This window comes from Agrobacterium sp. DKPNP3 (assembly GCF_052686535.1).
This window is the reverse complement of sequence record NZ_JBQYSN010000176.1, coordinates 1-3,330: the sequence shown is the minus strand read 5'-3', so window position 1 is coordinate 3,330 and position 3,330 is coordinate 1. Positions and strand designations below refer to the sequence as shown.

The window sequence follows — 3,330 nt, the reverse complement described above, 5'->3', positions numbered from 1 at the left end:
TCCCGTTCGTCTCGCGGTCGGGCGGCACCATCAGCGCCGGCCTGCTTCTGGGCTACACCCGCGAGGCGGCAGCCCGATATTCCTTCCTGCTCGCCGTTCCCGCCGTTTTCGGCTCCGGCTTCTACCAGCTGTTCAAGAGCATCGGCGAGGACAATCCGGTCGGCTGGGGCCAGACCGGGCTTGCGACCCTCATCGCCTTCATCGTCGGTTACGCCGTGATCGTCGTGTTCCTCAAGCTGGTCTCGACCAAGAGCTACATGCCCTTCGTCTGGTACCGCGTGGTCATCGGCTTTATTTTGCTTGGGCTTTTGGGAACGGGTGTGATTAGCGCAGGTGGGTGAGGGGCTTTGCCAATTGAACGGATACTTTAGGGCCGAGTGTACCATCCGCGCTCCGTCGCCCCGGACTTGATCCGGGGTCCAGCGCGATCAAATCTTTGATCGCAAAAGAGTTCCTTCATGACGCAAACGCGCCATGGCTGGATGCCGGATCAAGTCCGGCATGACGGTTGAGAGGTTATGACTTGCCTTGAAAAACAGAAGGCCCGCTTTCGCAAGCGGGCCTTTTGTCTTTAGAGCAACGTACCGCTGAGGATAACCAGCGCCACCGAGAAGTAGATGACCAGCCCGCTGACATCCACCAGCGTGGCGACGAACGGGGCCGAGGCGCTGGCCGGATCGAGCCGCAGCCGCTGCAGCACGAAAGGCAGCATGGAACCGGCCAGCGAACCGAAGATGACGATGCCGACCAGGGCCGCAAAGACGGTGGCGCCGACGAGCAGCCAGTGTTCGCCGTAGTTGTAGAAACCTGCCTGCTGCCAGATCGTCAGGCGCAGGAAGCCGATGGCGCCGAGGATGCAACCGAGCGTGAGGCCGGTCGGTATTTCCCGCAGCAGCACCCGCCACCAGTCGGAAAGCTTCAATTCGCCAAGCGCCAGCGCCCGGATGATGAGCGAGGTGGCCTGCGAACCGGAGTTGCCGCCCGACGACATGATGAGCGGAATGAACAGCGTCAGCACCACGGCCTTTTCCAGTTCGCCCTCGAAATGCTGCATGGCGCTTGCCGTCAGCATTTCACCGAGGAACAGGGCTGCGAGCCAGCCGGCGCGCTTGCGGATCATGTCCGGAAAGCCGATCGTCATATAGGGCTTGCCGAGCGCTTCCATACCACCGAACTTGTGAGCATCTTCCGTGGTGTCGGCGATCATCGTGTCGATCACGTCGTCAACGGTGACGATGCCGAGAATATGTGAGTGGTCGTCAACGACGGGGAGCGCCAGAAGGTCGTGCTTGCGGATGAGCCGGGCCACATCCTCCTGCGACATCAGGGGGCTTGCATAGGCAATGCCTTCCTTCGAGGCGACGGAGAGGATGGAAGCGCCGGGCTCGCCGGTCAGCAGGCGGCGCAGCGTCACGACCGTGGAAAGCGTTCCGTCTTCAGCCAGCACATAGATGGCATAGACCGTTTCACGCGACCGCTCGACGACGCGGATGTGCGAAAGGGTCTGTTCCACCGTCCAGCTGTCGGGAACGCTGACGAATTCCGTGGTCATGATGGAGCCGGCCGTGCGCGGCGGGTAGCCCATCAGGTGCTGGATGGAGAGCGCGGTCGTGCGGTCAAGCCGGGCAAACAGCTTGGCGCGGGGGTCTTCGGCCATGTCCGCCATGACGTCGGCGACGCGGTCGTCGGACATCAGGTTTACGAAACGGGCAGCCTGTTCAAGGGGAATGCCGGCAATGATGGCGGCTGCATCGTGCAGCTCCGGCCGGTCGAGAATGGCGACGGCCTTTGCCTGCGGCATGGCAAGCAGTGATGCTACGGCTGCGTCGGTATCAAGCGTGTTGAGGTGTTCGACACGTTCTGCGATTGTGGTGGAACCGGCATTTCCGCTGCGGAGAAGACGTGCGGCCTTGCTGGCTCTCTGGGAGAGAGTGTGGAAGTTCATGATTGCTCACCTTTCCGTCGATTCGCCGATTACGGCGAACGCGGTGGTGAGCCGACAGGTGTCGGATCAGTTCCCGTTCGCCGCTTTCGGCAAAGGCAATCGACTACTACTGTCGCTAGACATCCAATGATGCTCCGTTAAAATCCGCACGGTTCCGGCTTGCGGTCGGTGCGTAACGCCGTGTTGCGCCTGAAACGAAAAAGAGTCAAGTGAGCCGATTGTGAATTTTCCGTAAGGTTTCGAGCGGGCGTCGGAAAGGGGATTTCGACCGGTGAAAAAACCGGCCTTCAGCCGGCTTTCGCGCGTCGTTCGACGGTGACCGAAACAAGGAAAACGCCAAGCCCGAGAAGGGAGAGGACCGCACCGACATAACCGGTCGAGGCGTAACCGAAGCCCATGGCGATGACGAGGCCGCCGAGCCATGCGCCGAGCGCATTGGCAATGTTGAAGGCGGAATGGTTGGAGGCGGCAGCCAGTGTCTGCGCATCCTGCGCCACATCCATCAGTCGCGTCTGCACGGCCGGGCAAGCGGCAAAACCACAGCCGATCAGGAAGACGCAGAGGCAGAGCATGAATGGATTATCCGCCGTCATGCCGAACACGGTCATGATCAGAACGTTGAAGGCGAGCATGCCGCCAATCGTGCCATTGAGCGAGATATCGGCCAGCCGCGAGCCGACCACATTGCCGACATTCATGCCGATGCCGAACAGCGCCAGCACCATGGAGACGGTGGAAACCGGCATCATCGCAACATCGGTGGTGGTCTTGGCGATATAGCTGAAGACCGAGAACATGCCGCCGAACCCGACGGCAGCGATGGCGAGTGTCAGCCACACCTGAACGCGGCGGAAAGCGCCGAGTTCGCGCCAGACGCTCGCGCCTTCCTCCACTTTGTCGCGCGGCTGGAACAGCCAGAGAAGGGCGACTGTCAGCAGCCCGATGCCGCCGACCAGCATGAAGGCTGCGCGCCAGGACAGGAGCTGGCCAAAGAAGGTTGCAAGCGGGGTGCCCAGCAGCGTGGCAATGGTCAGTCCAAGCATGACGCGGCCAACGGCACGGGCGCGTTTGTGGATCGGTGCCATGGAGGCTGCCACCAGCGCCGCAACGCCGAAATAAGCGCCGTGCGGCAACCCGGTGATGAAGCGCAGTACGGTAAAGCTCAGGAAATCCGGCGCGACGGCGCTGAGAATATTGCCCGCCGCAAACAGCCCCATCAGACCCAGCAGCAATGCCCGACGCGTCATGCGGGCGGCCAGAACCGCAATGATGGGCGCGCCGATGACGACGCCCAGCGCATAGGCGGTGATAACGTAACCCGCCTGCGGCACCGTCACGCCATAGGTGGTGGCGACGTCAGGAAGTAAGCCCATGATGGCGAATTC

Annotated in this window: 3 protein-coding genes; 1 reads left to right on the top strand and 2 read right to left on the bottom strand. The window is 61.8% G+C overall.

Annotated features, from left to right (window positions below):
• Positions 1-341 (top strand): undecaprenyl-diphosphate phosphatase (locus ACUTJJ_RS24955; protein ID WP_445543774.1); only part of this gene is annotated, 341 nt, incomplete at its 5' end.
• Positions 342-571: 230 nt separating this feature from the next.
• On the opposite strand, the gene mgtE is transcribed toward ACUTJJ_RS24955, so the two are convergent.
• Positions 572-1,945, bottom strand: coding sequence for a magnesium transporter (gene mgtE, locus ACUTJJ_RS24950; RefSeq protein ID WP_445543773.1), 1,374 nt, complete (start codon positions 1,943-1,945; stop codon positions 572-574).
• A 287-nt stretch (positions 1,946-2,232) separates the two neighbouring features.
• On the bottom strand, positions 2,233-3,330 hold a 1,098-nt coding region (locus ACUTJJ_RS24945), incomplete at its 5' end, for an MFS transporter (protein WP_445543772.1).

Coding starts and splice junctions, on each gene's coding strand:
- mgtE (WP_445543773.1), bottom strand. CDS start 1,945: ATGAACTTCCACACTCTCTCCCAGAGAGCCAGCAAGGCCGCACGTCTT.